A 22,521-nucleotide genomic window follows, 5' to 3' on the forward strand; every position below is an offset into this window, starting at 1 on the left:
TTGTCGATGATCGGCCGCGCCACCCGCTCGTGAATGCCGACCGCCCCCATCGGCACATAGCCCGACGTGAGGCCCTTGGCCATCGTGATCAGGTCCGGCTCGAAGCCGAAGTGCTGGTGTGCGAACCATTCGCCGGTGCGGCCGAAGCCGCCGATCACTTCGTCGGCGACGAGCAGGATGTCGTACTTGCGGCAGATCCGCTGGATTTCCGGCCAGTACGTCGACGGCGGGAAGATCACGCCGCCCGCGCCCTGGAACGGCTCGCCGATGAATGCCGCGACGTTCTCCGCGCCGAGTTCGAGGATCTTCGCCTCGAGCTGCTGCGCGCGCGCGAGGCCGAACGCTTCCGGCGTTTCGCCCGGCTGTGCTTCGCCGAAGAAGTACGGCTGGTCGATGTGCACGATGTGCTCGACCTTCGACGGCATCTGCTCGTGCATGTAGCCCATCCCGCCGAGCGTGCCGCCCGCGATCGTCGAGCCGTGGTAGCCGTTCTTGCGCGAGATCACGAATTTCTTCTGCGGCTTGCCCTGCACGCGCCAGTACTGGTGCACGAGACGCAGCACGGTGTCGTTGCCTTCCGAGCCGCTGTTGCAGTAGAAGAAGTGGTTGAAGCCGGCGGGCGTCACTTCCGCGAGCATGGCCGACAGTTCGATCACCGGCGGGTGCGTCGTCTTGAAGAACGTGTTGTAGAACGGCAGTTCCTGCAACTGGCGGTACGCGGCGTCGGCGAGCTCCTTGCGGCCGTAGCCGACGTTCACGCACCACAGGCCGGCCATCCCGTCGATCACCTTGTTGCCGTCCGAGTCCCACAGGTAGACGCCGTCGGCCTTCACGATCACGCGGCTGCCCGCGCGATTCAGCGCGCCCATGTCCGAGAACGGGTGGATGTGGTGTGCGGCGTCGAGCGCGCGGTATTCGGCGGTCGAGCGTGCCTGGGTCGCGCGCGGCGCGGCGGCCGGCGCCGCCGGCTGGATCCACGCCGATTCGTTGCGGTAAGTCATGTTTCCTCCGTGATTCCGTATGCGGTTGTGCGCGCGCTTACACGTGCAGCAGCAGATGGCGGCGTTCCCACGAGCTGATCACGCGGAAGAACGCTTCGTATTCGGTTTCCTTCAGCGCGAAATACGCCTTCAGGAACTTGTGGCCGAGGATCTCGCCGAGCGGCTCGCACGCGGCCATCAGCGTCAGCCCCTCCTCGAGGTTGCGCGGCAGCTGGTACGGCAGGTCGTAGCCGTCGCTGACGAGCGGCTCGGTCGGCTCCAGGCGCTGCGTCATGCCGAGATAGCCGGCCGCGAGCGTCGCGGCGAGCGCGAGGTACGGGTTGCAGTCGACACCCGGGATGCGGTTCTCGATGCGGCGTGCCGACGGGCCCGAGTGCGGGATCCGGAAGCCGACCGTGCGGTTGTCGTAGCCCCACTGCACGTTGATCGGCGCGGCCATGAAGCGCGACAGCCGGCGGTACGAGTTGATGTACGGCGCGAAGATCGGCATCAGCGCCGGCGTGTACTTCTGCAGCCCCGCGAGGTAGTTGTAGAACATCGACGTCGCGCCGCCCGTCTCCTGCGACGTGAACAGGTTCTGGCCCGTTTCCTCGTCGACGATGCTCTGGTGCACGTGCATCGCCGAACCCGGTTCGTCTTCCATCGGCTTGGCCATGAACGTCGCGTACATGTTGTGACGCAGCGCGGCCTCGCGCACCGTGCGCTTGAACAGGAATACCTGGTCGGCCAGCGACAGCGCGTCGCCGTGCATGAAGTTGATCTCCATCTGCGCGGCGCCGACTTCGTGGATCAGCGTGTCGATGTCGAGGTTCTGCGCTTCGCAGTACTCGTAGATGTCCTCGAACAACGGATCGAACTCGTTGACGGCCTCGATCGAATACGACTGGCGGCCCGTTTCGGGGCGGCCCGTACGGCCCACCGGCGGACGCAGCGGCAGGTCGGGATCCTTGTTCATGTCGACGAGATAGAACTCGAGTTCCGGTGCGACCACGGGCTTCCAGCCCTTGGCCTTGTACAGGTCGAGCACGCGGCGCAGCACGTAGCGCGGCGAGATCTCGACCGGCGAGCCGTCGAAGTGCACGCAATCGTGGATCACCTGCGCGGTCGGGTCGCTGGCCCACGGGATCAGGCGGATCGTCGACGCGTCGGGCACGCACACCATGTCGGGATCGGTCACGCCGGTCAGCGAGCCGTCTTCCGGATATTCGCCGGTGACGGTCTGCACCATCACGGCCTGCGGCAGGCGCATCGATTCGCCGGACGTGAACTTGTTGCGCGGCGTGATCTTGCCGCGCGCGATGCCGGCCATGTCGGGAATGATCGCCTCGACTTCGGTGATCCGGTACTGCTTCAGAAAGTCTTCCATGTCTGTTCTCGTTTTGTAGGTCGGCGCGCTCAGATGAGCGCGGCGGCGGCCGTGGTGTGCGTGCGGGCCTTGCGGCGGGCGCGGCAGGCGTCGCCGAAGGCGCGGAAGATCGCGCTCGACAGCGGGTCCTGCGCATGCCGCCATTCCGGATGCCATTGCACGGCGAGTGCGAAAGCCGGTGCGTCGACGACGCTCACGGCCTCGATCAGGCCGTCGGGCGCGACGGCTTCGACGGCGAGGCCGGAGCCGAGCTGCGCGATGCCCTGCTTGTGCAGCGAGTTCACGTGCACTTCGTCGCGGCCGCCGGCGAGCCCATGCAGCTTGCCGCCGGGCGTCAGGCGCACGACGTGCGCGGGGCCGTATTGCGACGCCATCGGCGCGGTGTCGTCCTCGCGGTGATCGGCGAAGCCCGGCACGTCATGCACGCGCTGGTGCAGCGTGCCGCCGCAGACGACGTTCAGCTCCTGGAAGCCGCGGCATACGGCGAGCACGGGCACGCCTGCGGCGATTGCCGCGCGCAGCAGCGGCAGTGTCGTCGCGTCGCGTGCCGGGTCGTGCTTCGTGCCGGGGGCGCTCGGTTCGCCGCCGTACAGGTGCGGCTCGACGTTCGAGTAGCTGCCGGTAAACAACAGGCCGTCGACCGTGTCGAGCACGTCGTCGACCGACTGGCGCTCGCCGAGCGCGGGCAGCACCATCGCGAACGCGTGCGCGCCGTCGACGATCGCGGCGACGTATTTGTCGCCGACCGTATGCGACGCGTGTGCGCCGATTTGCGTGTGGTCGGCGGTGATGCCGACGAGGGGTTTCCTTTCCATGACGTCAATCAGTTATCCGAAGGGCTGCCGCGTACGTCTTGCCGGATGTGGAAAAACACCGGCGTGCAGCAACCCCGCAGCCTGGCGCAAAGCGCAAGGCCGCTGGTGAATGGGCGCAACGGGATGGCGTGGCGATCCGCGCTGCGCGCGACGATCAGGCCGTCGTTCGTTTCATCGCGATACGCGACGCGGCAACGAATGCGCGAACGCGTTCCGTCACCGCACGGACAATGCGGTTGGCGAATCGGCAGAAAAAACGAACGACGTGAAGAGAGGAGAGGCGCTACGGCAGCAGCGACGCCACTTCGTCGGTATCGACGGCGACGAATGCGCGTGCGGAAACAGCGTTGTGACGCCGAACGGAACGGCGGGACAGGATGGTGTAGATCGACAGGTGAAGCAGGCGAGGACTATGCCAGCCGCAACTGCCGTCGTCGGAAGCGGGCGCCGCGCTGCGCAAACTTCGCACATCGCCTCGATCCCACCTCACCAGAGGGCCACGGACTCTCACGATTACACTCGACTGGTTTGTTGAAAGTATTGAACACCTGACCGTTTCGACGCGCTGGGCGTTTAAAATAATCAAGGCGCCGGTCCTGCGTCATTTACATTGACGGGCATCAATTGGTGCGTTGCGATAACGCTTTTTGCTGCCCATGAAAGTCTGATGACGCCGACCTGAGAGCCAGCATATACGAGCCAAAAACGGCGTCAAATGTTTTTTAACGGTCCTGCATCAGGGCTTTCCCGAGCAGCGGGAACAAAAGATTCGCAAAAGGAATAACCGGCGAGGTGTTCATTATTTCGAACGCCTTTCAGGGTTTTCCCCGCTGATGTGCGGCATAAAGTGATTAGAATATTCAACGGCTGTCCACCGCGTCGTTTCACTTTGTCATCGCACTTATCGTGTCCGAAATCGAATCGATGTCCACCGAAGTCTCCGAGCGCCTGCGTTTCGTGCGCAACAAGCATGGCCTGTCGCAGCGCGAACTCGCGAAGCGGGCCGGCGTGACCAACGGCACGATCTCGCTGATCGAACAGGGCCGCGTGAGCCCGTCGGTCGGCTCGTTGAAGAAACTGCTCGAATGCATCCCGATGAGTCTCGCGGAGTTCTTCACGTTCGAGCTGGTCGAATCGCGCTCGGTCGTGTCGCGTCGCGACGAGATGCCGAACCTCGGCAACGACACGCTCGCGTTTCATCTGGTCGGCGCGAGCGTGAAGGACCGCAACATGTGCATCCTGCGCGAGATCTACCAGCCGCACGCCGATACGGGCCCCGAGATGCTCGTGCACGCGGGGCACGAGGGCGGCGTCGTCGTGTCGGGCCGGCTCGAGCTGACCGTCGACGGCGCGACGTGGCTGCTCGACCCCGGGGACGGCTACTACTTCGAAAGCCGTTTGCCGCACCGTTTTCGCAATCCCAGCGCGGAACTGATCTGCGAGGTCGTCTCGGCCAATTCGCCGGCGACCTTCTGACCCACCGCGCGTCACCGCATTCGCTGCCGGCCGGCCGCGCGTCACGCGCGCGCCGCGCCGTATCGCGAATGCCACAACATTGAGGCATCCTGATGAACAAGTTGACTTTGGCTGACTGGCAGGACAAGGCGGCGTCCCTCGAGATCGAAGGGCGCGCATTCATCGACGGCGCGTCGCGCGATGCGCACGGCGGCAAGACGTTCGATTGCGTGAGCCCGATCGACGCTCGCGTGCTCGCGAAGGTGGCCGACTGCGGCGAAGCCGACGTGAACGCGGCCGTCGCGGCCGCGCGCCGCGCGTTCGATGCCGGCGTGTGGGCCGGCCTGAATCCGCGAGCGCGCAAGGCCGTGCTGCTGCGCTGGGCCGCGCTGATGCGCGAGCATCTCGACGAACTGTCGCTGCTCGAGACGCTCGACGCGGGCAAGCCGATCGGCGACACGACGACGGTCGACGTGCCGGGCGCCGCGTACTGCGTCGAATGGTTCGCGGAGGCGATCGACAAGGTCGGCGGCGAGGTCGCGCCGGCCGATCATCATCTCGTCGGCCTCGTCACGCGCGAGCCGGTCGGCGTGGTGGCGGCCGTCGTGCCGTGGAACTTCCCGATCCTGATGGCCGCGTGGAAGTTCGGCCCCGCGCTCGCGGCCGGCAACAGCGTCGTGCTGAAGCCGTCGGAGAAATCGCCGCTGACCGCGATCCGCGTCGCGCAGCTCGCGTACGAGGCCGGGATTCCGGCCGGCGTGTTCAACGTCGTGCCGGGCGCGGGCGAGCCGGGCAAGCTGCTCGCGCTGCATCGCGACGTCGACTGCATCGCGTTCACGGGGTCGACGGCGGTCGGCAAGCTGATCATGCAGTACGCCGCGCAGTCGAACCTGAAGCGCGCGTGGCTCGAGCTCGGCGGCAAATCGCCGAACATCGTGCTGCCCGATTGCCCCGATCTCGAGCGCGCCGCGCAGGCCGCGGCCGGCGCGATCTTCTACAACATGGGCGAGATGTGCACGGCCGGCTCGCGGCTGCTCGTGCACCGCGACATCAAGGACGCGTTCATCGAGAAGCTCGTCGCCGCCGCGCGCGCGTATGTGCCCGGCAATCCGCTCGATCCGTCGGTATCGATGGGCGCGATCGTCGACGGCATCCAGCTCGAGCGCGTGCTCGGCTATATCGACGCGGGGCGCAGCGAAGGCCGGCTGATCACGGGCGGCACGCGCGTGAAGGAGGAAACGGGCGGTTTCTACGTCGAGCCGACGGTGTTCGAGGTGAAGCCCGATGCAAAGATCGCGCGCGAGGAGATCTTCGGGCCCGTGCTGTCGGTGATCGTGTTCGACGACGTCGACGAGGCCGTGCGGATCGCCAACGACACCGAATACGGGCTGGCCGCGGCCGTGTGGACGTCGAACCTGACGACCGCGCACGACGTGTCGCGCCGGCTGCGCGCGGGCACCGTGTGGGTGAACTGCTACGACGAGGGCGGCGACATGAACTTCCCGTTCGGCGGCTACAAGCAGTCGGGCAACGGCCGCGACAAGTCGCTGCACGCGCTCGAGAAATACACCGAGCTGAAGTCGACGCTGATCCGGCTGCGCTGACGCGATGCCGGGGGCGCATCGCCTTGGGTGGTGCGCCCCCGGCCCGCAGCGAGCGTTACGCGGTGCGCAGCGCGGGGTGGAAGCCCGCGGCTTCGATGATCGACTGCACGCGCTCGGCGCCTTGCGCCGATTCGACCTTGACGCGCTTTGCCGCGACGTCGATGTCGAGCTTCGCGGCGGGATCGGCGGCCGTCACCGCGCGCGTGATCGCATTGGCGCAGCCGCCGCAGGTCATGTCCTGGACTTCGAATTCCATCGTGTTCTCCTGAGTTGACGATTGACGAGCACCGTCAGCATGAAGCTTGCCATGGTGGGAAGGTCAAGCGTCGTATGTGCAGGCGTGCAGGATATCGCGCGTCCGATGAGGCGTAAGGCGGTGGTCCGACGAATCGATGCGGCGCGGCGCATGCCGGCCGGTGTTTGACCTGATTGACCGCGGGCCGTGCCATGGCTCGCATCGGGAAAAACCTTTCCGGACAATGCGTTGCGAAGCGCTATGAAGCGCTATCTCCATAATGCCAACACGGGCATTCGATACGGAAATGCGAATCGATCTTAGTATCGATCTCCTTCAAGATCCGTTCTTCGTTCCCGACCATGAATCGTTTCGCTTTCGGCTTCGCGCTGGCCCTGCTGGGCGCATCGGCAACGTCTGCATTCGCTGCCGACGATGTCGTCAACCTGACCCTGAAGGACCACAAGTTTTCGCCCGATGGCGTGACGATCCCCGCCGGCAAGAAAGTGAAATTCGTCGTGAAGAACCTCGACGCGACGCCCGCGGAATTCGAGAGCGACGACTTCAAGGCGGAGAAGGTCGTGCCGGCCGGCAAGTCGGCCGAGATCCTGGTCGGGCCGCTGAAGGCCGGTACCTACGAATTCCACGACGAGTATCACGAAGCGCAGTCGAAGACGCACCTGACCGTCAAGTAAGCCGATACCGACATGCTGTCTACTGCCCTGATCGTCTTTCGTGAAGTGCTCGAGGCCGCGCTGGTGGTCTCGATCGTGATGGCCGCCACGAAGGGCGTCCCGCGGCGCGGCTGGTGGGTCGGCAGCGGGCTCGTCGGCGGCGTGGTCGGCGCCGGCCTGATCGCGGCGTTCGCCGACGTGATCTCGCAGTGGGCGTCCGGCATGGGGCAGGAAGTATTCAATGCGGGCGTGATGTTCGTCGCGACGCTGATGCTGGCCTGGCACTGCATCTGGATGAGCCGGCACGGCCGCGAGATGGCGCTGCACATGGGCGAAGTCGGACGGGCCGTTGCGGCCGGCAGCCGGCCGCTGACGGGGCTGGCCATCGTGGTCGGTGTCGCGGTGCTGCGCGAGGGCTCCGAGGCCGTGCTGTTCCTGTACGGTATCGCGGCGGGCGATCCGGGACAGACGCCGCAGATGATTGCCGGCGGGCTGCTCGGCGTGCTCGGCGGCGCCGGGCTCGGCTACACGATGTATGCGGGCCTGCTGCAGATTCCGTTGAAGCGCCTGTTCTCCGTCACCAACGGGCTGATCGTGCTGCTCGCTGCGGGGATGGCGAGTCAGTGCGTCGGCTTCCTGCTGGCTGCCGGCCTCGTGCCGTCGTGGGGCGACGCGATCTGGGACACGTCGTGGCTGCTCAAGGAATCGAGCATCGTCGGCAAGGCACTGCATACGCTGATCGGCTATACCGCGCGTCCGGCGGGCATCCAGATCGCCGCGTACGTCGCGACGCTGGCGGCGATTCTCGTGCTGACACGGCTCGTCGGCCGGCCGCAGGAGACGATCAGGCCGCCGCGGCACGCTGCGTGAGTGTTCCGGGTTCGAATGAAAGAAGGGGCGTCCATGACGCCCCTTCTTTCATTCGCGGCGGTGCGCGACCGGCACGTGCGCGGCGCCGACGCCGGCGACGGCTGCAGCGGATGCGCGCGGTTGCGGGTTGCGTTCGGTCAGCGGTGGCTGTCGATCCATGCGCGGGCCCATTCGAGCCCCGCTTCGCGCGCATCGTCCTCGGTGTCGAACACGCCGAGCACGCCGGACCCCTCGATCAGCTTGTTGTTCTGCGTGATCGTGCCGCTCGCCGCGAAGCGTTCGGGCTGCAGGATCTCGTCCTGCTGCAGGATCGCGTGGCCCCAGATCTGGTAGCCGTGGTAGGTTTGTGCTTCCATTATCGAGTCACCTCCGCGGAGCGGTTGTGCGTGCCGACGCGCAGCACGTTGCCGTCCGGCGTGTATTGCCGCGGGATGTCGGCGGCATTGAGCGCGTGCGTCGTGTCGGGGCCGGCAGGCTGCATCACCGTGAGACGGCCCGGCGCGGGCTGCGCGACAGGGCGCGGCGCGGCCGGCGTTTCGGCCGCGGCGGCAGGCGGACGATGCGAACCGGCTTTCACGGCCTGCGCGACGCGGCGCTTGTGCGGCTTCACGGCGGCTTTCGGCGTTGCGCTCGCGTGCTTCTCCGCGCTCTTGCCGGCACCCGCATGCGCGGCCGGCGGACGTGCATGCGGGTGCCGCGCCTCCGGCGGGTTCCAGACTTCGACGTAGCGCTCGGCGGCCCAGCCCGTCGACGCGAACGTCAGCGCCAGCAAACCGCATCCAAACAGTTTTACCATTGTCTCTCCGTCATATTCCTTGCGGTTCGCGTCGCGGGATCCGGTGCGGCCCGCGTTCGGTCGGCCGTGCATGCGTATTCGGGGAAGCTGGCTCAGGAGAACACCTCGAGCCCGTGTTTCTCGACGATCTGGAGCATTCGTGCGGCGATGCCGCTCGGTCGCTTGTCGCCCTGCTCCCATTGGCGGATTGTCGATGTCGTCGTGTTCAGGTAGAGCGCGAACACGCTCTGGCTGACGTTGACGGATTTGCGGATGCGGGCGATCGCGTCAGGATCGAACTGCGGGGCGGCTTCGATGCAGAGATCGTCGTATTCGCGCATCGTCTTCTTGTCGATCAGCGTGGCGCGATAGAGGCCCGATGCGGCGCTGTGGATCGCCTCCGATGCGTCGCTCTTGAATCGACTCTTAGCCATTGCAAATCTCCACAAGCTCTTTCAGTGCGATCAGTGCCGCGATGTCGGTGTCGGTGCGCTGCCCGACATCCGCGGCGAGCTTTCTGAAGGCACGCAGTTCACGCTCGTCGATGTCGTCCCTGTCGCGTTTCGCGAACAGGAACACGAAAACCCACGCCTGCCCGACCTTGCTCAGCACGATTGCGCGCTGCCGATTGCCGTCCAGACGCTTTTTCCAGACGTTGCCGCCAAGCTCGATGGCCTGACCGCGCGTCAGTTCCCGCGCGGCGCGACACAGTTCGGTATCGGCGATTCCTGCTTTTCCGGCCGCCTTGTGAAACCACTTCGTCTTGAAGACGCGTCGTACGGAAGCAGGCATGTCGGGTCGGTCGAGTCAGCACAGGATTATATACCACTACGTGGTACACATTTCGACCTGGCCGAACGGCCTGCTTCACGCCGGTACGCACCCGGGCCGGCCCGGCGGGGGCCATCCCGATCAACCTCTTGCCTTACTCCACCGTCACTGATTTCGCGAGGTTCCGCGGCTTGTCGACGTCGGTGCCGCGTGCACACGCGGTGTGATACGCGAGCAACTGCAGCGGCACGACGTGCAGGATCGGCGACAGTTGCCCGTAGTGCTCCGGCATCCGGATCACGTGCAGGCCGTCGTCGTTGACGATCTGCGTATCGGCATCGGCGAACACGTACAGCTCGCCGCCGCGCGCTCGCACTTCCTGCATGTTCGACTTCAGCTTCTCGAGCAGCGTGTCGTTCGGCGCGACCGTGACGACCGGCATCGCTTCCGTGACGAGCGCGAGCGGCCCGTGCTTCAGTTCGCCGGCCGGATAGGCCTCGGCGTGAATGTACGAGATTTCCTTCAGCTTCAGCGCACCTTCGAGCGCGATCGGGTAGTGCAGCCCGCGGCCGAGGAACAGCGCGTTTTCCTTGCGCGCGAATTCCTCCGACCACGCGATGATCTGCGGTTCGAGCGCGAGCACGCTGTTCAGCGCGGCCGGCAGGTGGCGCAACTGCTTCAGGAATTCGGCTTCCTGCGCGGCATCGACGTGCCCGCGCAGCTTGCCGAGCGTCGCGGCCAGCACGAACAGCGCGACGAGCTGCGTCGTGAACGCCTTCGTCGACGCAACGCCGATCTCGGTGCCCGCGTGCGTCAGGAACTGCATTTCGGTCAGGCGCACCATCGCGCTCGTCGCGACGTTGCAGACCGCGAGCGTATGCGTGTGGCCGAGCGACTGCGCGTGCTTGAGCGCCGCGAGCGTATCGGCCGTCTCGCCCGACTGCGAGATCACGAGCACGAGCTGGCGCGGGTTCGGCACCGACTCGCGGTACCGGTATTCGCTCGCGATCTCGACCTGGGTCGGGATCTTCGCGATCGATTCGAGCCAGTACTTCGCGGTGAGGCCCGAGTAGTAGCTCGTGCCGCATGCGAGGATCAGCAGGCTGTCGATCCCCGCGAACGCGGCGGGCGCGGCCTCGCCGAACAGCGTCGCGTCGAACGCGTCCGTCTGCGGCACGGTGTCGCCGATCGCACGCGGCTGCTCGAAGATTTCCTTCTGCATGAAGTGGCGATACGGCCCGAGTTCGACCGCGCCGCCGTATGCGCTGACCACGCGGATCTCGCGCTGCGCGAGCGCGCCGTGGCGGTCGACGATCTTCACGCCGTCGAGCGACAGCTCGCATACGTCGCCTTCCTCGAGGAACGTGAAGCGGTCGGTGCTGCCCGCGAGCGCGAGCGCATCGGACGCGAGGAAGTTCTCGCCGTCGCCGTGCCCGACGACGAGCGGCGAACCCTGGCGCGCGCCGACGACGGTGTGCGGCTGGTCCTTGTGGATCACGGCGATCGCATACGCGCCGTGCAGCTGGCCCACCGCTTCGCGCACCGCGTCGAACAGGTTGCCGCGGTACAGGCTGTGCACGAGGTGCGCGATCACTTCGGTGTCGGTCTGCGACACGAATTCGTAGCCCTTCGCGCGCAGCGCTTCGCGCAGCGGCTCGAAGTTCTCGATGATGCCGTTGTGGACCAGCGCGAGCGCGTTCGACGAGAAGATCGGGTGTGCGTTGTGCGTGACGGGCGCGCCGTGCGTGGCCCAGCGCGTGTGCGCGACGCCCGTCGTGCCTTCGAGGTGCGATTCGCGCACCTGCGTGTCGAGATCGGCGACGCGCGCGACGCTGCGCGCGCGCTTCGGGGCGCCCGGCTCGAGCACGGCGACGCCGCACGAGTCGTAGCCACGGTATTCGAGGCGCCGCAATCCTTCGATGAGCACCGGAACGATATTACGCTGCGCAACTGCGCCGACAATGCCGCACATGAATGGGTCAGTCCTGTAAGTCGACGCGGGCGCCGCCGGGGCGCCCGCAAAAGGTTCAGCTTTTCTTCTTGACCGGGCGGACGTAGCCGCTCTTCGCGGTCTGGGTCTTCTCGTTCAACGCGAGCAGGCCGTCGGCCACGTCCTTCCAGATCGTCGTGCCGGCGGCGATCGTCACGCCGCGGCCGACGCGCACGGGCGCGACGAGCTGCGTGTCGGAACCGACGAACACGTCGTCCTCGATCACGGTGCGGAACTTGTTCGCGCCGTCGTAGTTGCAGGTGATCGTGCCCGCGCCGATGTTCACGCGCGCGCCGATGTCGGCGTCGCCGATGTACGTGAGGTGGTTCGCCTTCGAGCCGCGGCCGATCACCGCGTTCTTCACCTCGACGAAGTTGCCGACGTGCGCTTCGTCCGCGAGCTGCGCGCCGGGGCGCAGCCGCGCGTACGGGCCGATCACGGTATTCGCGCCGAGCTCGGCTCCGTCGATGTGCGTGAACGCGTCGATGCGCGTGCCGGCGCCGACCGACGCGCTGCGGATCACGCAGTTCGCGCCGATCGTCACGTTGTCGGCGAGCGTCACGTTGCCTTCGAACACGCAGTTCACGTCGATCGACACATCGCGGCCGCAGCGCAGCGTGCCGCGCACGTCGAGGCGCGCCGGATCGGCGAGCGTGACGCCGTCGGCGAGCAGCATTTCCGCGATATTGCGCTGGTGGATGCGCTCGAGTTCCGCGAGTTGCGCCTTGCTGTTCACGCCGAGCGTTTCCCATTCCTCGTCGGGCTGCGCCGTGACGACCTCGAAGCCGGCCTCGATCGCGAGTTCGACGACGTCGGTCAGGTAGTACTCGCCCTGCGCGTTTTCGTTCTTCAGCGCGCCGAGCCACATCGACAGCTGGGCCGTGGGCGTGACGATGATGCCGGTGTTGATTTCGGCGATCCTCAGCTCGTCCGGCGATGCATCCTTCTGCTCGACGATGCGCGTGACGAAGCCGGACGCGTCGCGCACGATGCGGCCGTAGCCGGTCGGATCGTCGAGCGTGACGGTCAGAATCCCGTAGCGGCCTTCGCGCGCGGCGTCGACGAGACGCTGCAGCGTCGACGCGCGGGTGAGCGGCACGTCGCCGTACAGCACGAGCGTCGGTTGCGCGGGATCGAGGAGCGGCAGCGCCTGGCGCACCGCGTGGCCGGTGCCGAGCTGCTCGGCCTGCACCGCGAACTGGACATCGGGCGCGGCGACGGCGGCCTGGACCCGCTCGGCGCCGTGGCCGACGACGACGACGAGCCGGGACGGCTGCAGCGTGCGCGCGGTGTCGATGACGTGGGAGAGGAGCGGCCTGCCGGCCAGGGGGTGAAGCACTTTCGGCAGCGCGGAACGCATGCGCTTGCCGGTGCCTGCCGCCAAAATCACGATATTCATGGCGCCAGCTTGTCAGAGGAGTTCGAAGCTGTCCATTTTAGCATGCGGCCCCCGCCGTTCCGGGCCTGCCGTGGCGGGGCGATAGCGCCGGGACGAGGCCGTGCGACCCCGTTCCGGCGGGTGTTCCGGCCCCGCTTACAGGTCGTCGAACTGGACGATCGAGATCGGTTTGGCGGTGCCCGGCGCGGCTGCGTCGTCGCCCGACGCGCACGGCTCCTCGTCGAACGCGATGTCGCCGTGCGGATCGGCAACGCCGGTCGCGCGCAGCGACGCGAACGGGAACAGCGTCGCATCCATCAGGTGCGACGGCACGACTTTCGCGAGCGCGTTGAACATGTTCTCGACGCGGCCCGGGAAGCGCTTGTCCCATTCGCGGATCAGCGCCTTCATTTCCGCGCGCTTCAGGTTCGGCTGGCTGCCGCACAGGTTGCACGGGATGATCGGGAATTCGCGCAGCTCCGCATATTTCTCGAGATCGGTTTCCTTCACGTACGCGAGCGGGCGGATCACGATGTTCTTGCCGTCGTCCGACTGCAGCTTCGGCGGCATCCCCTTCAGCTTGCCGCCATAGAACATGTTGAGCAGCAGCGTCTGCACGATGTCGTCGCGGTGGTGGCCGAGCGCGATCTTGGTCGCGCCGAGCTCGCCGGCCACGCGGTACAGGATCCCGCGGCGCAGCCGCGAGCACAGCGAGCAGGTCGTCTTGCCTTCGGGCACGAGCCGCTTGACGATGCTGTAGGTGTCCTGGTTCTCGATGTGGAACGGCACCCCGACCTGCTTCAGGTATTCGGGCAGCACGTGCTCGGGGAAGCCCGGCTGCTTCTGGTCGAGGTTCACCGCGACGATGTCGAAGTCGATCGGCGCGCGCTCGCGCAGGCGCAGCAGCACGTCGAGCATCGCGTAGCTGTCCTTGCCGCCCGACAGGCAGACCATCACCTTGTCGCCTTGCTCGATCATGTTGTAGTCGCCGATCGCCTGGCCGACCTGGCGCGCGATCCGCTTGAACAGCTTGTTGTTCTCGTACGCTTCCTTCTGCTCGCGGCGCGTCAGCGCCTGGCGGCCGGCCGGGGCGGCGGTCGCGTCGAGGGGGGCGGCGTCGGCCGCCGCGTCATTCATGTGGGGGGCGTTCATGCGCGCTCCTCGTCCTTGATGCGAAAGACTTCGACGCCGACGGCGTCGCAGTCCGGATAGGCGTCCGGTTTCTCGGTACAGACGCGTACCGCGCGCACGGCATCGTGCGCCAGCAGGTGCGCGGCGATCGCGTCGCACAGCGTTTCCTGCAGGTGGATGTGGCCGCGCGCCATGCATTGCGCGACGCTCTGCTTCATCAGGTCGTAGTCGACGACTTCATGCAGCCGGTCGTCGACGGGGGTGGACAGCGCGAGCGGCACGAACAGGTCGACATTGATGACGACGCGCTGCTCGCCGCGCTTCTCGTGTTCGAAAGCCCCGATGTTGATGTGCACCTCGTAGTCGCGCAGGTAGAGCCTGCGGCAATCCGCGAGGCGGGGGTGCAGGAGAGCGGAAAACATGGTCGTCCCAGTCAAATTGGCGTGCGCGCACGCAAAGCGGCGCGGGCGGCGGCGATCAGGCCGCGCGATCCGCGCAGTTCATTCATTCGGGCCGGCGGCGGGCGGCACCAGGTGCTCGCCGCCGTCGACGGTCAGCGTCGCGCCCGTGACGCCGGGCGCGCTCGCGAGATAGCAGGCGGCCGACGCGATATCGTCCGCGTGCGGCGCGTGGCCGCGCACGAGCGCCGCGACCCGCACCTTCGGCGCGAGCGCCAGTGCCAGCGCCGACGTCGCGCGGTTCAGCGCGGCCTGCATCAGCGCGTGCGACAACTGCGCCGGCGCCGGGTGAAACAGCGCCTGGTCCAGCACGTGGATCGCGCACGCACGCAGCGCTTCGTGCTCGCGCGCGGCGTCGGGCGTCGCGTCGGCGAGCGCGCGGGCCAGCGCGAGCGGCGCCGTCACGTTGCGCGCGAGTGCGCCGGCGAGTGACGCGCCGTTCACCGTGTGCGCGTCGTCGGCGCCCGCGCTGGCGCTCACGAACACCGCGCACGCGGGCCGGCCGAGCGCCGCGCCGCACGCGGCGACGAGTGCGGCCGCGTCGGTTTCCAGGGCCAGATCGGCGTCGAGCACGGCCGCGCGGCGGCCGAGCGCCGCGACTTCGGCGACGAGCGCGTCGGCGGCCGCGCGCGGCGCGCCGTGGCTGCGCTGCAGCGCGACGTCCCAGCCGCGCCGCGCGAATCCCGTCGCGAGCGCACGACCGATCGACGCGGCGTCGGCCGCGCTGCCCAGGGCGCCCGCGACGAGCACCACGCGCTGGGTCGACGTATCGGCTGAAACGGTCATTTACAATGCCGGGATGAACCCGAAAGCTCACGAACCCGCTAGTTTACCTGCTCCCGGCCCTGACGCGCTCGCGCAGTCCGAAACCCTCGCCGCGCAACTGCGCGACGAGATCGCGGCGGCCGGCGGCTGGCTGCCGTTCGACCGCTTCATGGAGCGTGCGCTGTATGCGCCGGGCCTCGGCTATTACAGCGGCGGCGCGCGCAAGTTCGGGCGCCGCGCCGACGACGGCAGCGACTTCGTCACCGCGCCCGAGCTGTCGCCGCTGTTCGCGCGGACGCTCGCGCAACCGGTCGCGGAAGCGCTCGCGGCGAGCGGCACGCGCCGCGCGATGGAATTCGGCGCCGGCACGGGCAAGCTCGCGGCCGGCCTGCTCGCGGCGCTCGACGCGCTGGGCGCCGAACTCGACGAATACCTGATCGTCGACCTGTCCGGCGAGCTGCGCGAACGGCAGCGCGACACGATCGAGGCCGCCGTGCCGGCGCTTGCCGCGAAGGTGCGCTGGCTCGACGCGCTGCCCGAGCGGTTCGACGGCGTCGTGGTCGGCAACGAGGTGCTCGATGCGATGCCGGTGCGGCTGTTCGCGAAGGCGGGCGGCGCCTGGCACGAGCGCGGCGTCGCGCTCGACGCGCGGCACGCGTTCGTGTTCGAAGACCGGCCCGCCGCGCCGGCCAACCTGCCGCCGGTGCTCGCGCGGCTCGACGCCGAGGCCGGCGACGGCTACGTGACCGAGACGCACGAGGCCGCGCTGGCGTTCACGCGCACCGTGTGCACGATGCTCGGGCGCGGCGCGGTGCTGCTGGTCGACTACGGTTTTCCCGCGCACGAGTACTACCATCCGCAGCGCGACCGCGGCACGCTGATGTGCCACTACCGCCACCATGCGCACGACGACCCGTTCCTGTACCCGGGGCTGCAGGACATCACCGCGCACGTCGAATTCACCGGCATCTACGACGCGGCCATCGCCGCCGGCGCCGATCTGCTCGGCTACACGTCGCAGGCGCGCTTCCTGCTGAACGCGGGCATCACCGACGCGCTGGCCGCGATCGATCCGTCCGACGTCCGGCAGTTCCTGCCCGCCGCGAACGCGGTGCAGAAGCTGATTTCCGAAGCCGAGATGGGCGAGCTGTTCAAGGTGATCGCGTTCTCGCGCGGGATCGACGGCACGCTCGACGCGTTCGCGCGCGGCGACCGCTCGCATGCACTCTGACGGGAGCCCGGCATGCTGCGCTGGCTGATGGCGTCGTTCGTCGCGGTGATGATCCTGATGCGCTGCTGGCCGTGGCTCGGCAAGCTCGGCATCGGGCGGATGCCGGGCGACGTCACGCTGACGCTCGGCGGGCGGCGCTACCCGTTCCCGTTCATGTCGACGCTGGTGCTGACGATGCTGGTATCGATGGTGGCGCGGCTGCTCTGAGCCGCGCCGAACAGGGCGGCGCGCGTCACAGTTCGATCTCGCCGAGGATCCGGTGCGCGAGCGCCTTCGCCTCGTCGAACGCTTCCTCCTCGCTGGGGCTCGTCGAGTGGACGTCGTAGCGCATGTTCTCGGTCTCGTCCCCGTCGTCCCGCGCGAGGATCACGTAACCCTGGAACTGCCCGTTGCCCGCATGCTGGGTATGCGCCTTGGCCGTGTAGATGCCTTTCGTGAACGTGTTGGTGTCCATGGTGCTCTCCCGCAAAAGGACACACTCATCGTAGCACTGCGGCGCAGCATGTACAGCGCGGCTTATCGGTGACCGAACGGCGATCGGCCACCGTCCCGTCAGCGTTCGATCAGCGCGACGACCTCGTCGAGCGTCGGCGCGTGCGCGCCCGTGTGCCGGCACGCGGCGGCGCCCGCCGCCAGCGCGAACACGAGATGCTCGCGCCACGCGCGCTGCGGCGCGGCCATCAGGCTGAACAGCATGCCGCCAATCGACGCGTCGCCCGCGCCGACGGTGTCGACCACCTCGACGCGCGGCGGGCTGGCCTCGTACACGTCGTCGCCTGCGTAGAGCGCCGCCGCCTGCGCGCCGCGCGTGACGAGCACGGCCGCGCGCGGGTTCAGCGCGCGCACCGCCGCGATCGCGTCCGGGCCGTCGTCGCCGAACAGGTGCCGCAGGTCTTCGTCGGAAACCTTGATCAGGTCGGCGAGGGCGGCCATCTTCTCCAGCGTCGGCCGGTACGCGGCCGTCATCAGGTTCCGGACGTTCGGGTCGAAGCTGATCTTCACGCCGCGCGCGTGCAGGTCGGCCGCGAGCGCGGCCAGCGTGCCCGCGAGCGGTTCGCGCACGAGGCTGATGCAGCCGAAATGCGCCCATTTCACGTGGTCGGCCCAGCCGGCCGGCAGCCGCGCGGGATCGAATGCGAGGTCGGCGCTCGCTTCGCCGATGAAGAAGTACGCGGGCGGGCGCGTCTCGTGGACGATCGCGAGCAGCGGCGGCCGTGCGACGCGCTGCAGGAAGCGCAGGTCGAGCCCGGCCGCGTCGCTCGTGCGCCACAGCTCGTCGGAGAAGCAGTCTTCGCCGATCGAGCCCGCGAGCGCGCTCGGCACGCCGAGCCGCGCGACCGCGCGCGCGACGTTCCAGCCGGCGCCGCCCGGCACCGACTTCCACTGCGCATCGCCCGCGCGCACCATGTCGGTCAGGATGTCGCCCGCCGACACGAAAGCCGGAAACGTGCCGCCGCTCATTGCGTCGGCTCGCTGCGCGCCGTGCGCGCGAGGGTCGCGAGCACGTCGTAGCATGCGCCCATCGTGTGATAGTCGGTCTTGCCGGCCGGGCTCTTCTCGTCGCTGTACTTGCGGTTGTCGCACGTGAGGATCCGGTACCACGCGCCGTAGCGGTGATCGACGAAGTGCGCCCAGCTGTAGCGCCAGATCTCGTCGTACCAGTCCCAGAAGCGCTCGCTGCCGGTGCGCGCGCCGAGCATCGCGGCTGCCGCGAAGGTTTCCGCCTGCACCCAGAAGTACTTGTTGTGGTCGCAGATCGTGAAGTCGGGGCCGAAGCCGTAGCACAGGCCGCCGTGATCGGCGTCCCAGGCGTGCGTGAGCGCCGCGTCGAACAGCTCGGCCGCGCGCGGCACGAGCCAGTCGAGCGGGCGGTGCCGCTCGAGGATCAGCAGCAGCTTCGCCCATTCGGTCTGGTGCCCGGGCTGGAAGCCCCACGGACGGAAGATGTTCGAGCTGTCTTCCTTGTTGTAGTCCCAGTCGACCGACCAGTCCGCATGGTAGTGCTCCCACACGAGCCCGCCCGACAGCGCGGCCTGGCGCTGCGTGACGTGGGTCGCGAGCTTTTCCGCGCGATCGAGGTACGTGAGGTGGCCGGTCGCCTCGTAGGCCGCGAGCAGCGCCTCCGTCATGTGCATGTTCGCGTTCTGGCCGCGGTACGACGACACGATCCAGTTCGGCGTCGCGTCGTCCGCATAAAGGCCCGCGGCCGCGTCCCAGAAGCGGTGCTCGGCCAGTTCGTAGGTCGCCGCGATCAACGGGCGCGCCTCGTCGATGCCGGCCATCGTCGCGTGCGCGGCCGCGAGCAGCACGAACGCGAGCCCGTAGCAGTGGCGCGTGCCGTCGAGCGTCTCGCGCTTCGCGCCGTCACGCCAGTCGAGCTCCCAGTCGTAGCCCTGCAGTTCGTCGTCCCAGTGCGCGTCGCGCAGGAAGCGCAGCCCGTGGCGCGCGTATTCCAGGTGACGCGGATCGCCGAAATGGCGGTACGCCATCGCGTAGTTGAAGACGAACCGGCAACTGCTGACGAGGTGGCGCGACGTGCGGTTGTAGACGCTGCCGTCGTCGCGGAAGTAGTGGTAGAAGCCGCCCGTCGGGTCGAACGCGTTCGTTGCGTAGAAGCGCAGCGTGTCCTCGATGTGCGACAACAGGAACGACGGATCGCGGAAACTCGCGACGAACGGCGTGGCTTGCGCGTGGGCGGCCGGCGCGGCCGTGCAGGGTTGGACCGGGGGCATGTTCATGATGATTCGGTGACCGTTGCGGTATCGAGTGCCGGGGAGCCGGCGGGCTGGCTGCTGGCCCGTACGATCAGCTCGACGGGCAGGGAAATCTCGGTGCGCTCGGGCGCTTCGGCAAGCAGCAGCTCGACGCCGCGGCGGCCGAGCGCTTCCTTGTCGACCGACAGCGTCGTGAGCGGCGGGCTCGCGTGCGCGGCGGCCGGAATGTTGTCGAAACCGACGATCGCGATGTCGTCCGGAATCCGCAGCCCGCGCGCGATGCACACGCGCTGTGCGGCCAGCGCGGCCGCGTCGTTGTACGCGAAGACGGCTTCGGGGCGCGGCCCCGGGGCATCGAGCAGTTGCGCCATCGCGCGCGCGGCGCCCGTGTCGGGGTCGAGGCCCGCGTCGATCGTCACCTCGTACGCGGGATCGAACAGCCGCCCGGCCTCGAAGAACGCGCGCCGGTAGCCGATCGCGCGCTGCGCGATGCTGTAGTGCGCGGGCGAGCCGCCGATGAACGCGATCCGCGAGCGGCCGGTGGCCAGCAGGTGGCGCATCGCGAGCGCCGCGCCCGTCGCGTTGTCGATGTTGACCGAGCGCAGCCCGGGCGCCCACAGGTCGATCAGCACGAGCGGCCGGCCGGTCGCGGCGAGCGCCTCGATCGTCTCGGGCTCGATGAAGCCGGCGACCGCGATCGCGTCGGGCGCGTGCGGGCGCATCTGGCGCAGCACGTCGTCGTTCGGGCCGACCGTGAGCAGCGTCGGCACGATGCCGCGCTCACGGCAGGCGTCCTCGACGCCGTGCAGCACGTGCGAGAAGAACGGGCTCGCGGGAAAGCGGTTGTGCTGGCGGTGCAGCAGGAAGGTGAGCCGGCGGATGCGCGGGCGCAACTGCGCGGGATCGTAGCCGAGCCGCTGCGCGATCTCGACGATGCGCGCACGCGTTGCTTCGGACAGGCCCGGCTGGTTTTTCAGCGCGCGGGAGACGGTGCCGATCGAGACCTCTGCCGCCCGCGCTACATCGCGAATGGTGGTGCCCATCGTTCGGGTTCCGGTTTGTTTAGGGTGAAAGCGATTGTATAGTAAAACATATCGCGGAATTCGGGCCGGATAACCGGGGAATACCCGCGAATAGCTGGTTTTTAAGCGCTAATCTGCGAAAACGTCGTTACTAAAAATACTAAACAAAACGCGAAAAAGGCAAGGTGCCCGTGCGGGCGCACGGCGGGCGGGAAGTGGGCGGGGAGCAAGCGTGCGCGCAAGGACGCCCGGCGGCCTGCGCGGGCCGGCCCGAAGCCGGTGCGCAACGGTCCGGCCGGGTGGCGGACGTCCGCCACCGTCGCACGGGGCGCCGCCATTCGCGAACGAACGACGATCGCCGGCGCGTTCAGCGCACCGCCGCGGCCGGCGGTTCGCCGCGATTGCGCAGCGCGGCGCGGCCCGCATCGAGATCGACGACCGCGAGCCCGCCCGGCTGCTGTTTGGCGCGCCGCTTCGCGAGCGCCGCGACCGACGCGATCTCGTCGCTGCCGTAGCGCTGTGCGCCATGCGCGCCGGCCGGCACGCCGACCACGCCGATCGCCATCGTCACGAACCCGAAGAACGCCGGGTTGCCGTGGCGGTCCTCGCCGCGCAGCCCGCCCGCTAGCCGATCGGCCTGCGTGTAGAAGCGCTGCGCGCCGTCGTTGAAGCGCGCGATCGCGTCGGCTGCCTGCTCGCGCCAGTCGTTGCGCTGGAACAGCACGAGGAAATCGTCGCCGCCGACATGCCCGAGAAAGTCGCGCTGCGGATCGCACACGCCGGCCAGCACGGTCGCGGCGAACTTCAGCACTTCGTCGCCCTGCCAGTAGCCGTACTGGTCGTTGAACGGCTTGAACTGGTTCAGGTCGACGTAGCACGCATGAAAACCGGCATCGCGCTGGAGCAGGCGGTCGATGTGCGCGCTGATCGGGAGGTTGCCGGGCAGGAACGTCAGCGGATTCGCGTAACGCGCGGCCTCGATGCGCATCTCGGTCACCGCGCGCACGAGGCTCTCGCCGGTGCCGAGCCCGAGGTAGCGGCCGTGTTCGGTGATCACGAAGCCGTCCGCGAGATAGCGCTGGTCGTGGCTCGCGAGCAGCATCGCGAGCTGCTCGAGCGCCGTCGCGTTGTCGATCATCAGCGGCGCGTCGTTCGCGAACTGCAGGCACGGCTTCTTCCCGAACACCTCGCGGTGGTACGGCAGCGCGAAGCGGTCGATGAAGCCGCGGCGATTCACGAGCGCGACGGGCCGCCCGCGTTCGACGAGCGCGACCGCGTGCAGGTCGGGCATCCGGTTGAACAGGTCGAGCACGTCGTTGCTGGTCGCGTCGAGCGGCAGCGCCGGCGCGGGGACGAGCATCTTCGCGGCGATCGTGCCGGCCGGCCGCACGGTGCGTGTCGCGCCCGGAAACACCGCGATGTGCGGCGCGCGGATCGCCTCGCGCGCGGCCGGCGCGACGACCCGCGACGGCTGCGCGTTCGGCCGGCCGAGCAGGAAGCCCTGCACGCAGCAGATGCCCATGTCGCGCACGACGATCAGGTCGCATTCGTTCTCGATGCCTTCCGCGATCAGTTGCGCGCCGCTCGCCTGCGCGAAGTGCTGCATCGCCTTCACGGCCTCGAACTTGAGCGGGTCGCGCGCGATGTCGTGGATGAAGAAGCGGTCGATCTTCACGACGTCCGGATGCAGGCGCAGCCACAGGTTCATGCTCGCGTTCGCGGTGCCGTAGTCGTCGAGCGCGAACTGGATGCCGGCGTCGCGCAGCGATGCGACCGCCGGCACGATGCGCGCGACGTCCGGCACCGCGTTCTGTTCGGTCAGCTCGATCACGATGCGCTCGGCGCCGATCCGCGCGCGGTCGAGCAGCAGGCGGGCGCGCTCGCGCTCGCGCGCGAGCTGCAGGATCGTGCCCGCGCTGAAATTGAGGAACAGCTTGCCGTCGCAGCCGAGCGCCGCGAACGCGTCGAGGCAGGTGAGCGCGGCGGCCTGTTCGAGCGCGAGGGTCTCGCCTTCGCGCGCGGCCTGCGCGAAGAGCGCGGCGGGCGGCTCGAGGTCGGTGCCGCGCGGGCCGCGTATCAGGCCCTCGTAACCGACGACCGTCCCCGACCCGAGGTCGACGATCGGCTGGAAGACGGCGGCGAGCGCGCGATCCGCGATCAGGCGCGTGGTGCTGGTGGCAGCGGAGTCGGGGTGGAGCGCGGGCATGGGCGAGGGCAGCCGAATCGACGGGACGCCGTCTTAACGGCACCGCTCGCGGAGAATTGA

The 22,521-nt window shown here is 68.2% G+C and carries 25 protein-coding genes; 6 read left to right on the forward strand and 19 right to left on the reverse strand.

Translation table 11 applies throughout. The features are described from left to right. From BFF94_RS22365 to BFF94_RS37985, 4 genes are all read right to left on the reverse strand, one after another. Positions 1 to 1,001, reverse strand: a 1,001-nt coding sequence (locus BFF94_RS22365) for an aminotransferase (protein ID WP_219139849.1), incomplete at its 3' end; no start/stop codon positions are given. A gap of 37 nt (positions 1,002 to 1,038) precedes the next feature. Further along, positions 1,039 to 2,367: a glutamine synthetase family protein gene (locus BFF94_RS22370; RefSeq protein ID WP_128842481.1), complete on the reverse strand. Its 1,329-nt coding sequence runs from the start codon at positions 2,365 to 2,367 to the stop codon at positions 1,039 to 1,041. A 29-nt stretch (positions 2,368 to 2,396) separates the two neighbouring features. Then, positions 2,397 to 3,182, reverse strand: a complete 786-nt coding sequence (locus BFF94_RS22375) for a gamma-glutamyl-gamma-aminobutyrate hydrolase family protein (protein ID WP_128842480.1) — start codon at positions 3,180 to 3,182, stop codon at positions 2,397 to 2,399. Positions 3,183 to 3,465: 283 nt separating this feature from the next. After that, positions 3,466 to 3,651, reverse strand: a complete 186-nt coding sequence (locus BFF94_RS37985; RefSeq protein ID WP_041492976.1) for a hypothetical protein — start codon at positions 3,649 to 3,651, stop codon at positions 3,466 to 3,468. 455 nt (positions 3,652 to 4,106) lie between these two features. Between BFF94_RS37985 and BFF94_RS22380 the strand changes: the two genes are divergently transcribed. Both BFF94_RS22380 and BFF94_RS22385 read left to right on the forward strand, forming a co-directional pair. Continuing rightward, on the forward strand, positions 4,107 to 4,658 hold the full coding sequence (locus tag BFF94_RS22380) for a cupin domain-containing protein (protein WP_128842482.1): 552 nt from the start codon (positions 4,107 to 4,109) through the stop codon (positions 4,656 to 4,658). A gap of 92 nt (positions 4,659 to 4,750) precedes the next feature. Next, positions 4,751 to 6,241, forward strand: coding sequence for an aldehyde dehydrogenase (locus BFF94_RS22385; RefSeq protein ID WP_219139850.1), 1,491 nt, complete (start codon positions 4,751 to 4,753; stop codon positions 6,239 to 6,241). 55 nt (positions 6,242 to 6,296) lie between these two features. Here BFF94_RS22385 and BFF94_RS22390 read toward each other — a convergent pair whose 3' ends face one another. Continuing rightward, on the reverse strand, positions 6,297 to 6,497 hold the full coding sequence (locus BFF94_RS22390; protein ID WP_128842478.1) for a heavy-metal-associated domain-containing protein: 201 nt from the start codon (positions 6,495 to 6,497) through the stop codon (positions 6,297 to 6,299). Between the two features lie 341 nt (positions 6,498 to 6,838). On the opposite strand from BFF94_RS22390, the gene BFF94_RS22395 reads away from it, so the two are divergent. Continuing rightward, positions 6,839 to 7,171: a cupredoxin domain-containing protein gene (locus BFF94_RS22395; protein WP_124452379.1), complete on the forward strand. Its 333-nt coding sequence runs from the start codon at positions 6,839 to 6,841 to the stop codon at positions 7,169 to 7,171. A gap of 12 nt (positions 7,172 to 7,183) precedes the next feature. Next, positions 7,184 to 8,020, forward strand: coding sequence for an FTR1 family iron permease (locus tag BFF94_RS22400; protein WP_128842476.1), 837 nt, complete (start codon positions 7,184 to 7,186; stop codon positions 8,018 to 8,020). Positions 8,021 to 8,157: 137 nt separating this feature from the next. Here BFF94_RS22400 and BFF94_RS22405 read toward each other — a convergent pair whose 3' ends face one another. From BFF94_RS22405 to BFF94_RS22445, 9 genes are all read right to left on the reverse strand, one after another. After that, positions 8,158 to 8,376, reverse strand: a complete 219-nt coding sequence (locus BFF94_RS22405) for a DUF6566 family protein (protein WP_128842475.1) — start codon at positions 8,374 to 8,376, stop codon at positions 8,158 to 8,160. Then, positions 8,376 to 8,816: a hypothetical protein gene (locus tag BFF94_RS22410; RefSeq protein WP_128842474.1), complete on the reverse strand. Its 441-nt coding sequence runs from the start codon at positions 8,814 to 8,816 to the stop codon at positions 8,376 to 8,378. Before BFF94_RS22410 ends, BFF94_RS22405 begins: the two co-directional genes overlap by 1 nt. A gap of 92 nt (positions 8,817 to 8,908) precedes the next feature. Beyond that, a complete protein-coding gene (locus tag BFF94_RS22415) occupies positions 8,909 to 9,229 on the reverse strand; it encodes a helix-turn-helix domain-containing protein (protein WP_128842473.1) in 321 nt (106 codons plus the stop codon). Continuing rightward, on the reverse strand, positions 9,222 to 9,587 hold the full coding sequence (locus BFF94_RS22420) for a type II toxin-antitoxin system RelE/ParE family toxin (RefSeq protein WP_128842472.1): 366 nt from the start codon (positions 9,585 to 9,587) through the stop codon (positions 9,222 to 9,224). Before BFF94_RS22420 ends, BFF94_RS22415 begins: the two co-directional genes overlap by 8 nt. Positions 9,588 to 9,720: 133 nt before the next feature. Next, positions 9,721 to 11,538 (reverse strand): glutamine--fructose-6-phosphate transaminase (isomerizing), encoded by a 1,818-nt coding sequence (gene glmS / locus BFF94_RS22425; RefSeq protein ID WP_128842471.1) that lies wholly within the window; start codon positions 11,536 to 11,538, stop codon positions 9,721 to 9,723. A gap of 55 nt (positions 11,539 to 11,593) precedes the next feature. Beyond that, entirely contained in the window at positions 11,594 to 12,955 is a 1,362-nt protein-coding gene (gene glmU, locus BFF94_RS22430) for a bifunctional UDP-N-acetylglucosamine diphosphorylase/glucosamine-1-phosphate N-acetyltransferase GlmU (RefSeq protein WP_128842470.1), read from the reverse strand. 135 nt (positions 12,956 to 13,090) lie between these two features. Next, entirely contained in the window at positions 13,091 to 14,086 is a 996-nt protein-coding gene (ttcA, locus tag BFF94_RS22435) for a tRNA 2-thiocytidine(32) synthetase TtcA (RefSeq protein ID WP_128842469.1), read from the reverse strand. Beyond that, entirely contained in the window at positions 14,083 to 14,487 is a 405-nt protein-coding gene (locus BFF94_RS22440; protein WP_072437480.1) for a dihydroneopterin aldolase, read from the reverse strand. Before BFF94_RS22440 ends, ttcA begins: the two co-directional genes overlap by 4 nt. A 78-nt stretch (positions 14,488 to 14,565) precedes the next feature. Then, positions 14,566 to 15,309 (reverse strand): SDR family oxidoreductase, encoded by a 744-nt coding sequence (locus BFF94_RS22445; RefSeq protein ID WP_219139851.1) that lies wholly within the window; start codon positions 15,307 to 15,309, stop codon positions 14,566 to 14,568. A 13-nt stretch (positions 15,310 to 15,322) separates the two neighbouring features. Between BFF94_RS22445 and BFF94_RS22450 the strand changes: the two genes are divergently transcribed. Together BFF94_RS22450 and BFF94_RS22455 are read left to right on the forward strand one after the other, a co-directional pair. Continuing rightward, positions 15,323 to 16,519 (forward strand): class I SAM-dependent methyltransferase, encoded by a 1,197-nt coding sequence (locus tag BFF94_RS22450; protein ID WP_219139852.1) that lies wholly within the window; start codon positions 15,323 to 15,325, stop codon positions 16,517 to 16,519. Positions 16,520 to 16,531: 12 nt separating this feature from the next. Further along, positions 16,532 to 16,726, forward strand: a complete 195-nt coding sequence (locus BFF94_RS22455; RefSeq protein ID WP_069353162.1) for a DUF2905 domain-containing protein — start codon at positions 16,532 to 16,534, stop codon at positions 16,724 to 16,726. 25 nt (positions 16,727 to 16,751) lie between these two features. Here BFF94_RS22455 and BFF94_RS22460 read toward each other — a convergent pair whose 3' ends face one another. The 5 genes from BFF94_RS22460 to BFF94_RS22480 all read right to left on the reverse strand — a co-directional run bounded on the left by BFF94_RS22460 (position 16,752) and on the right by BFF94_RS22480 (position 22,461). Beyond that, positions 16,752 to 16,973, reverse strand: coding sequence for a hypothetical protein (locus BFF94_RS22460; RefSeq protein WP_096508285.1), 222 nt, complete (start codon positions 16,971 to 16,973; stop codon positions 16,752 to 16,754). 98 nt (positions 16,974 to 17,071) lie between these two features. Next, positions 17,072 to 17,980 (reverse strand): carbohydrate kinase family protein, encoded by a 909-nt coding sequence (locus BFF94_RS22465; protein WP_219139911.1) that lies wholly within the window; start codon positions 17,978 to 17,980, stop codon positions 17,072 to 17,074. After that, on the reverse strand, positions 17,977 to 19,257 hold the full coding sequence (locus BFF94_RS22470) for an AGE family epimerase/isomerase (RefSeq protein ID WP_128847232.1): 1,281 nt from the start codon (positions 19,255 to 19,257) through the stop codon (positions 17,977 to 17,979). The genes BFF94_RS22465 and BFF94_RS22470 overlap by 4 nt, the downstream gene beginning before the upstream one ends. Further along, on the reverse strand, positions 19,254 to 20,276 hold the full coding sequence (locus tag BFF94_RS22475; protein WP_219139853.1) for a LacI family DNA-binding transcriptional regulator: 1,023 nt from the start codon (positions 20,274 to 20,276) through the stop codon (positions 19,254 to 19,256). Before BFF94_RS22475 ends, BFF94_RS22470 begins: the two co-directional genes overlap by 4 nt. A 346-nt stretch (positions 20,277 to 20,622) precedes the next feature. Then, the gene (locus BFF94_RS22480; RefSeq protein WP_219139854.1) at positions 20,623 to 22,461 is read right to left on the reverse strand and encodes an EAL domain-containing protein; all 1,839 of its coding nucleotides are present in this window, start codon (positions 22,459 to 22,461) and stop codon (positions 20,623 to 20,625) included. Positions 22,462 to 22,521: the final 60 nt, after the last annotated feature.

This window comes from Burkholderia catarinensis (genome assembly GCF_001883705.2).
GTDB classification, from domain to species: Bacteria; Pseudomonadota; Gammaproteobacteria; order Burkholderiales; family Burkholderiaceae; genus Burkholderia; species Burkholderia catarinensis.

What these genes read in the sequence shown, in the direction of transcription:
- BFF94_RS22370 (WP_128842481.1), bottom strand. Translation starts at nt 2,367, where the DNA reads ATGGAAGACTTTCTGAAGCAGTACCGGATCACCGAAGTCGAGGCGATC.
- BFF94_RS22375 (WP_128842480.1), bottom strand. Translation starts at nt 3,182, where the DNA reads ATGGAAAGGAAACCCCTCGTCGGCATCACCGCCGACCACACGCAAATC.
- BFF94_RS22380 (WP_128842482.1), top strand. Translation starts at nt 4,107, where the DNA reads ATGTCCACCGAAGTCTCCGAGCGCCTGCGTTTCGTGCGCAACAAGCAT.
- BFF94_RS22385 (WP_219139850.1), top strand. Translation starts at nt 4,751, where the DNA reads ATGAACAAGTTGACTTTGGCTGACTGGCAGGACAAGGCGGCGTCCCTC.
- BFF94_RS22390 (WP_128842478.1), bottom strand. Translation starts at nt 6,497, where the DNA reads ATGGAATTCGAAGTCCAGGACATGACCTGCGGCGGCTGCGCCAATGCG.
- BFF94_RS22395 (WP_124452379.1), top strand. Translation starts at nt 6,839, where the DNA reads ATGAATCGTTTCGCTTTCGGCTTCGCGCTGGCCCTGCTGGGCGCATCG.
- BFF94_RS22400 (WP_128842476.1), top strand. Translation starts at nt 7,184, where the DNA reads ATGCTGTCTACTGCCCTGATCGTCTTTCGTGAAGTGCTCGAGGCCGCG.
- BFF94_RS22405 (WP_128842475.1), bottom strand. Translation starts at nt 8,376, where the DNA reads ATGGAAGCACAAACCTACCACGGCTACCAGATCTGGGGCCACGCGATC.
- BFF94_RS22410 (WP_128842474.1), bottom strand. Translation starts at nt 8,816, where the DNA reads ATGGTAAAACTGTTTGGATGCGGTTTGCTGGCGCTGACGTTCGCGTCG.
- BFF94_RS22415 (WP_128842473.1), bottom strand. Translation starts at nt 9,229, where the DNA reads ATGGCTAAGAGTCGATTCAAGAGCGACGCATCGGAGGCGATCCACAGC.
- BFF94_RS22420 (WP_128842472.1), bottom strand. Translation starts at nt 9,587, where the DNA reads ATGCCTGCTTCCGTACGACGCGTCTTCAAGACGAAGTGGTTTCACAAG.
- glmS (WP_128842471.1), bottom strand. Translation starts at nt 11,538, where the DNA reads ATGTGCGGCATTGTCGGCGCAGTTGCGCAGCGTAATATCGTTCCGGTG.
- glmU (WP_128842470.1), bottom strand. Translation starts at nt 12,955, where the DNA reads ATGAATATCGTGATTTTGGCGGCAGGCACCGGCAAGCGCATGCGTTCC.
- ttcA (WP_128842469.1), bottom strand. Translation starts at nt 14,086, where the DNA reads ATGAACGCCCCCCACATGAATGACGCGGCGGCCGACGCCGCCCCCCTC.
- BFF94_RS22440 (WP_072437480.1), bottom strand. Translation starts at nt 14,487, where the DNA reads ATGTTTTCCGCTCTCCTGCACCCCCGCCTCGCGGATTGCCGCAGGCTC.
- BFF94_RS22445 (WP_219139851.1), bottom strand. Translation starts at nt 15,309, where the DNA reads ATGACCGTTTCAGCCGATACGTCGACCCAGCGCGTGGTGCTCGTCGCG.
- BFF94_RS22450 (WP_219139852.1), top strand. Translation starts at nt 15,323, where the DNA reads ATGAACCCGAAAGCTCACGAACCCGCTAGTTTACCTGCTCCCGGCCCT.
- BFF94_RS22455 (WP_069353162.1), top strand. Translation starts at nt 16,532, where the DNA reads ATGCTGCGCTGGCTGATGGCGTCGTTCGTCGCGGTGATGATCCTGATG.
- BFF94_RS22460 (WP_096508285.1), bottom strand. Translation starts at nt 16,973, where the DNA reads ATGGACACCAACACGTTCACGAAAGGCATCTACACGGCCAAGGCGCAT.
- BFF94_RS22465 (WP_219139911.1), bottom strand. Translation starts at nt 17,980, where the DNA reads ATGAGCGGCGGCACGTTTCCGGCTTTCGTGTCGGCGGGCGACATCCTG.
- BFF94_RS22470 (WP_128847232.1), bottom strand. Translation starts at nt 19,257, where the DNA reads ATGAACATGCCCCCGGTCCAACCCTGCACGGCCGCGCCGGCCGCCCAC.
- BFF94_RS22475 (WP_219139853.1), bottom strand. Translation starts at nt 20,276, where the DNA reads ATGGGCACCACCATTCGCGATGTAGCGCGGGCGGCAGAGGTCTCGATC.
- BFF94_RS22480 (WP_219139854.1), bottom strand. Translation starts at nt 22,461, where the DNA reads ATGCCCGCGCTCCACCCCGACTCCGCTGCCACCAGCACCACGCGCCTG.